Source organism: Micrococcus sp. Mcc89 (assembly GCF_024519795.1).
Lineage (GTDB): Bacteria > Actinomycetota > Actinomycetes > Actinomycetales > Micrococcaceae > Micrococcus > Micrococcus luteus.
This window is the reverse complement of record NZ_JALJRI010000106.1, coordinates 1-6,572: the sequence shown is the minus strand read 5'-3', so window position 1 is coordinate 6,572 and position 6,572 is coordinate 1. Positions and strand designations below refer to the sequence as shown.

General features: G+C 69.8%; 6 protein-coding genes. 2 read left to right on the top strand and 4 right to left on the bottom strand.

What is annotated here, in order from left to right:
- Positions 1-84: 84 nt before the first annotated feature.
- The 3 genes from hisF to NR072_RS09895 are packed head-to-tail and all read right to left on the bottom strand — an operon-like array spanning position 85 to position 2,067.
- On the bottom strand, positions 85-855 hold the full coding sequence (gene hisF, locus NR072_RS09905) for an imidazole glycerol phosphate synthase subunit HisF (protein ID WP_049146869.1): 771 nt from the start codon (positions 853-855) through the stop codon (positions 85-87).
- 46 nt (positions 856-901) lie between these two features.
- Positions 902-1,750 carry an ATP phosphoribosyltransferase gene (gene hisG, locus NR072_RS09900; RefSeq protein WP_135019601.1) on the bottom strand — a complete coding sequence of 283 codons (849 nt, stop codon included), beginning with the start codon at positions 1,748-1,750 and terminating at the stop codon, positions 902-904.
- A 53-nt stretch (positions 1,751-1,803) separates the two neighbouring features.
- On the bottom strand, positions 1,804-2,067 hold the full coding sequence (locus NR072_RS09895; protein WP_010078767.1) for a phosphoribosyl-ATP diphosphatase: 264 nt from the start codon (positions 2,065-2,067) through the stop codon (positions 1,804-1,806).
- Positions 2,068-3,425: 1,358 nt separating this feature from the next.
- On the opposite strand from NR072_RS09895, the gene NR072_RS09890 reads away from it, so the two are divergent.
- Positions 3,426-4,847 (top strand): hemolysin family protein, encoded by a 1,422-nt coding sequence (locus NR072_RS09890; RefSeq protein ID WP_036337238.1) that lies wholly within the window; start codon positions 3,426-3,428, stop codon positions 4,845-4,847.
- Positions 4,847-5,863, top strand: coding sequence for a CNNM domain-containing protein (locus NR072_RS09885; RefSeq protein ID WP_036337237.1), 1,017 nt, complete (start codon positions 4,847-4,849; stop codon positions 5,861-5,863). Before NR072_RS09890 ends, NR072_RS09885 begins: the two co-directional genes overlap by 1 nt.
- A 453-nt stretch (positions 5,864-6,316) precedes the next feature.
- On the opposite strand, the gene NR072_RS09880 is transcribed toward NR072_RS09885, so the two are convergent.
- A partial coding sequence (locus NR072_RS09880) for a MerR family DNA-binding protein (protein ID WP_256837068.1) occupies positions 6,317-6,572 on the bottom strand: 256 nt, incomplete at its 5' end.

The window sequence follows — 6,572 nt, the reverse complement described above, 5'->3', positions numbered from 1 at the left end:
CGTCTCATCTCAGTCCGGCCCTCGTGCCAAGAACCTCATGACCCACAACATCTAGGGAGCCGGAGCGGGGCGTGGCCGCCGGGGTCAGCGGACGGTGTGCCCCGCCTGCCGCAGGGCGTCCTTGACGCGGGCGAGCATGTCGTCCGGGCCGAAGTGGAACAGGGAGGCGGCGAGCACCGCGTCCGCACCGGCCGCGACGGCGGGCGGGAAGTGCTCGGGCTCGCCGGCGCCGCCGGAGGCGATCAGCGGCACCCGCGTCACGGCGCGCACGTCCCGGATCATCTCCAGGTCGAAGCCCTCGCGGGTGCCGTCCGCGTCGATCGAGTTGAGCAGGATCTCCCCCACCCCGCGCTCGGAGGCCTCCCGGCACCAGGCGACGGTGTCGATGCCGGTGCCCCGGCGGCCGCCGTGGGTGGTGACCTCATAGCCGGAAGCGCATCCCGGGTCCTCCGTGCGCCGGGCGTCGAGGGAGAGCACGAGGACCTGGGACCCGAAGCGCCGGGTGATCTCCGTGATCACCTCGGGCCGGGCCACGGCCGCGGTGTTGACGGAGACCTTGTCCGCCCCCGTGCGCAGCAGCCGGTCCACGTCCTCGACGGTGCGCACGCCGCCGCCCACGGTCAGCGGGATGAAGACCTCCTCTGCCGTGCGGGTCACGACGTCGTAGGTCGTGGCGCGGTCCGAGGTGGAGGCGGTGACGTCGAGGAACGTGATCTCGTCGGCGCCCGCGGCGTTGTAGCGGCGAGCGAGCTCGACCGGGTCGCCCGCGTCCCTCAGGTTCTCGAAGTTCACGCCCTTGACCACGCGCCCGGCGTCCACGTCCAGGCAGGGGATGACACGCACGGCGAGGCTCACGTCGGCTCCTTCGTCTCGGGGGGCTCGGGCGGGACGGCGCGGGCCGTCAGAGGCGGATCGCGTGGATCGCGGAGATCAGGATGCCGCGGGCGCCCAGGGCGTACAGCTCGTCCATGACGCGGTTGGCGTCCAGCTTGCGGACCATGGAGCGCACGGCGACCATCGTCTCGTCCCGCAGCGGGGAGACCGTCGGTGACTCCAGCCCCGGGGTGACCGCGGTGGCCGCCTCCAGCAGGTCACGGCGGATGTCGTAGTCGATCATGACCCAGCGGCGGGCCACGAGCACGCCCTTGAGGCGGCGCAGCAACACGTCGAGGCCCTCGGGGCGCTCCCCCGCGCGGCCGATCAGCACGGCCTCCGAGTCGAGGATGGGCTCGCCGAAGACCTCCATGCCGGCGGCGCGCAGAGTGCTGCCGGTCTCCACGACGTCGGCGATCGCGTCCGCCACGCCGAGCTTGACGGAGGACTCCACGGCGCCGTCGAGGTGGACCACCTCCGCGTCGAGGCCGGTGCGCTCCAGGTAGGCGTGCAGCAGCCCGTCGTAGCTGGTGGCGATGCGCCTGCCGGCGAGCTGCTCGGCGGAGGTGAAGGAGCCGACGGGGGCGGCGAGACGGAACACGGAGCGGCCGAAGCCGAGCGCCATGATCTCCTCGGCGGTGTCCCCCACCTGCGCGTCGCAGAACAGGTCGCGGCCGGTCAGGCCGACGTCGAGGGTGCCCTGGCCGACGTAGACGGCGATGTCCCGGGGACGCAGGTAGAAGAACTCGACGTTGTTCTCGGGGTCCACGAGGACGAGCTCGCGGGAGTCCCGGCGTTGCCGGTAGCCGGCCTCGGTCAGGATCTCACGGGCGGACTCGGACAGGGCGCCCTTGTTGGGCACGGCGATGCGCAGCACGCGTCGGTCTCCTCGGGGTGCGGTGGGGCGGGCGGGGAACGGGGCCGGCGGCCTCAGAGGTGGCGGTAGACGTCCTCGAGGCTGATGCCGCGGGCGATCATCATGGTCTGCACGTGGTACAGCAGCTGCGAGATCTCCTCGGCGGCGGCCTCATCCGACTCGTACTCGGCGGCCATCCAGACCTCGGCCGCCTCCTCGACGACCTTCTTGCCGATCGCATGGACGCCGGCGTCGATCTGGGCCACGGTGCCGGAGCCCTCGGGGCGCTCCTGCACCTTGCGCGTCAGTTCCGCGTACAGCTCGTCGAAGGTCTTCACGGGACCACCCTAGCGACCCTGCCCCTCCAGCCCAGACCGGAGTCGGTCATTGTGACGTACGGGACGGCGGGGTCTTCGCCACGCGCTGCACCTACGGGCCCACGTGGGACGTGCCGGCCGCTCAGCGTCCTCCCCCTCCCATGTCTGCACGTTCCTTCACTCCCATCGGGGCACGCGCGCGAGGCGGCCGTGGACGTGGGGATGACGGGCTGAACGTGCCCGTCCGGTCCGCACGCATGGCCCGGGCGACCTCCGACAGGTGGGCACGACACGCTCGTTTCTGACCCCAGCGACGACACCGCTCCTTGCACACCTGAGACACCACCAGGTCGATCACTGCCCCGAACCCCGCCCGGGCCCACCGCACCAGATCTCTTCCGCGACGCACACATCCATCTCGTCGACTGTCCACGCGTCCGGGCCTCGGGTCCAGGCCCTGGAGGTCACCGGCGGGCGGCGCGGCCGCGCCCACGTCGCCGACGGGGAACAGGAATGATGCGGCGAGAGGATCTGGGGGTAGCCGTCGTGGCCCTCCTCCCCTTCCCGGACGAGGAGCAGAGCCCCGCGCTCGGACCCGCGAACTGGAGCATGACCCACCACGATGAAGGCGACCCATCCCGTCCCGCACACCGAGTGAGCGCCCGGTTGCAGCGAGCGCAGAAGATCCTCTCCCGCTGGCGGGTGGCCACGGGCAATGCGGTGGAAGGCATGGAATGGGAGCGGGATCCCGGTGATGCGCAGCTCGTGGAGATGGCTCGGCTGCCCAGCAGTGCCGAGCTGCCCAGCGCTGGAGCCTGGCTTCCGGGGCTGGAGATCCTCATGGGCCTTCGTCGCAGACCTGGTGCCGGGCCCCCTCAACCACCGGCTCGCCACGTGCTCGTTCTATCGGGAGAAGGCTTCGGCGCCCGTCCCCTCGGCGCGTCGCCATGCTCGCCCTGACGTGAGCCGACGTTCGTGGGTGCGGGGCGTCGGCCGACTCCCACGGGGGTGGCCTCACACGCACCCGACGGTCTGTCCCACCACGTCTCAGACCCTCCGACACTTCTGTCCAACAGCTCGGTTTGGGACCGTTTCTGACGTGATGCTCTCGTGGGCGGACGGGGCGTGTAAAGGGGTATACCCGGCTGGACATCCTGGCGGGCAGAGGCGGGATGCCGGCTGCGAGGCCACACCCCCATCTTGCCCTGAGACCGATTACCGGTGGTAGCGTACCGCCATTATTCATTCGACCCCTTATGGAGCCCCTGAATACATGAGCGACGGCCCAGCCGCCTGCCCTGGTGACAGTCCGAGCGTCACCCCCACCCCACCCCGCAGCTGGCGGGGTCGCCTGCACCTCGTGGGGAGGTGACTCAGGCATGGATCCAGTCCTGACACTGATCCTCGGATCCCTCATCATCCTGGCGATCATCGCCGCCAACGGCTTCTTCGTGGCCCAGGAATTCGCGTACATGTCTGTAGACCGCGTCCGCCTGCAGACCGCCGCCAAGGCCGGCGACCGCGCCGCCGCCCGCGCACTGCAGGTCACTCGCCGCACCTCCTTCATGCTCTCCGGCGCGCAGCTGGGGATCACGGTCACAGGCCTCATGGTGGGCTACGTGGCAGAGCCGATGGTGGGTGCGGCCCTGACCGAGTTGCTCGGCGGCACCGCACTGCCTTCTGAAGTGGTCATCGCCATCTCCACGCTGGGCGTACTGGTGGTGGCCACCCTGGTGCAGATGATCATCGGCGAGCTGTACCCCAAGAATTTGGCCATCGCCAACCCCGAGCCCCTGGCCCGCGCTCTGGCCCGGCCCACACAGATCTACCTCGGCCTGTTCGGCTGGCTCATCTGGGTCTTCGACAAGGCGGCCGAGGTGCTGCTCAAGCTCCTGCGCATCGAGCCAGTGCACGACGTCGACAGCACCGCCTCCGCCGAGGACCTGGACCGCATTGCCCTGGACTCCAGAGCTTCCGGATCCTTGCCCGCGGAGGTCTCCGTCCTGATCGACCGGGTGCTGGACTTCCCAGACCAGGACGTGCAGCACGCGATGGTGCCCCGCTCGCGTGTGGACGAGGTTCAGCCCCAGACCTCCCTGGCTCAGGTGCGCGACCTGATGGCCACCGGCCACACCCGCTACCCGGTGATCTCGAACGAACACGAACCGCTCGGGGTAGTCCACCTCACCGACCTGCTCGGTGAGACCCGGATGGCCCCGGACACCCCCGTGTCCGCCCTGATGCGCCCTGCACTGGTGCTGCCCACGATGATGTCCCTGCCCGACGCAGCCCGGGAGCTCGACGGCTCAGGGCAGCAGATGGCGTGCATCGTGGACGAGTTCGGCGGCTTCGTCGGCGTGCTCACAGTGGAAGACCTCGCGGAGGAGCTCGTGGGCGAGCTCACGGACGAGCACGACCTGCACCCCCAGGAGGAGATCACCGCCACAGGCCTGCACTCCTGGGTCCTGAGCGCAGAGGCCCACCTGGACGAGCTCGAGCGCCTCGTCGGGCACCCCCTGCCCGTGACCGAGGCCGAGTCCGCCGCCGGTCTGACCATCGACGCTCTGGGCCGTCTGCCCCGGGAAGGCGAGGTCATCACGATCGACCTGCCCGAGGACCCACGAGACTTCGGGGCTGAGGAGGTCTACGACCGCCACCTGCAGGTCGAGGTCCTCTCCATCCAACGCAGGGTCCCGGCTCGACTGCGGATCCACCTCATCGAGGTGCCCCGCTCTGACACCGCCGGCAGCCATGCCGCCCACGAGGCCCAGCCCGACGCCACCACGGACGAGGAGCGATGATGCACGGTCCACTGATCGTCATGCTCGTGACCACAGCGCTGATCGTGCTCAGCGCGATCTTCGTCATCATGGAGTTCTCCCTGCTGGGCGCCCGCCGGCACCGGCTAGAGGCCGAGGCAGGACGCAGCCGCGCCGCGCGGGCCGCTCTCAAGGGAGTCGACGAGCTGACCCTCATGCTCGCCGCAGCCCAGTTGGGCATCACCTTGTGCACCTTCGCCCTGGGGGCGATCACCAAGCCGGCCGTCGACGCATGGCTCGGCCCCGTCCTGGAGGACTGGGGCATCCCCGCAGCGGCAGCCGGAACCGCCTCCTTCGTCCTGTCCTTGCTGGCCGTGACCTTCCTTCACCTGGTCATCGGGGAGATGGCCCCCAAGTCCTGGGCCATTGCCCACCCCGAGACCGCAGCCAAAGCCGTGGCCGTGCCCGCACGCGCCTTCGTCTGGACCGTTCGCCCCCTGCTGCTGCTGGCCAACCGGCTGGCCAACCGCCTGGTGACCCTCAGCGGCGTCACCCCCGTGGACCAAGCCGCCGTGGGCGGCTACGACGCAGCGGCCATTCGTCAGCTGGTTGAGCACTCCGCCGCCGCCGGCACCCTGGACCGGCAGAACCATGAAGCCTTGGCCGGTGCCCTGGACCTTCAGACCCTCACTCTCGGGGACCTCCTCCCCCAGGGTCAGCACCCGGTCAAGGTCGCCCCCGACGCCGACGTCGAGGCGGTCCAGAATGCCGCTGCGTGCTCAGGGCACTTGCGTATCCTGGTCCAGCCGGACCATACCCCTGAGAGCGTTCCGGGCGTCGTCCACGTGCGGGACACCCTCACGATGGAGCCTTCTGCGCCAATCCAGCCGCTTATCCAGCAGGCTCTGACGCTGCCCTCCACCACACCGTTGCACGAAGCACTTGCCTCCATGCGCCGCAACAGCCGCCAGCTGGCCGCAGTAACCCAGGACAACCGGTTCACTGGGGTCGTCACCCTCACCGACGTCTTGCGCGGAGTGTTGCCCCGCGCGGCTTGAGTCCACACCTCGGCAACACCACCGCGGGGGCCGCTGAAACGGCCCCCGCGGTGGTGTGGACAAAGAATCAGAATCGGCACAGTGGCCTCGCCCCCCATTCCGGCCTCAATGGGCTCAGTCATGCTCCGACTCACGGGCGTGTAACGGCTAAATCGGTCGTTTGTGGCGGCTGCTCGGTGTGCCGCCCGGTGTCATGTGTGGCTTGCGCCGCTATATGGCGGGGTTCTGTCGGAGCTCAGTGGCGGCCTCCAAGCACGCGGGCAAGAGGGCGCTGCGAGTGAGGCTCACGTTCCGCAAGCCGATCCTTCACCGGGACAGCGGCCGACGGCAGGCCGGAGGAATAGGCGTCGCGATAGGGTGCACCCCGCGCAACAGAACCGTTGCGAAAGGTCTAACACCCCAACGCAACAGAGTGGGCCGCCATGCGCTGCCACGGGCCCGTGAACTTCGGTGTCACAGGTAGCGGCAGACATCCTCGGGGGAGCACGTGGCCGGGTCGCCGGCGGCGGCGTCCTCGCGCAGGTCGGCGATCGTGGTGCGTAGCTGCGCGAGCTCGGCGAGTTGCCGGTCGATCACATCAAGGCGGGTGTCGAGCAGGTCGGTGACGTGCCGGCAGGGGGCCTGCCCCCGGTCGCGGATGTCCAGCACAGCACCAGTTGAGTCCCGCATAGTGGTGTAGCGCCCGGTGGTCGGGCGTGTCGTCTCAGAC

Coding starts and splice junctions, on each gene's coding strand:
- NR072_RS09890 (WP_036337238.1), top strand. CDS start 3,426: ATGGATCCAGTCCTGACACTGATCCTCGGATCCCTCATCATCCTGGCG.
- NR072_RS09885 (WP_036337237.1), top strand. CDS start 4,847: ATGCACGGTCCACTGATCGTCATGCTCGTGACCACAGCGCTGATCGTG.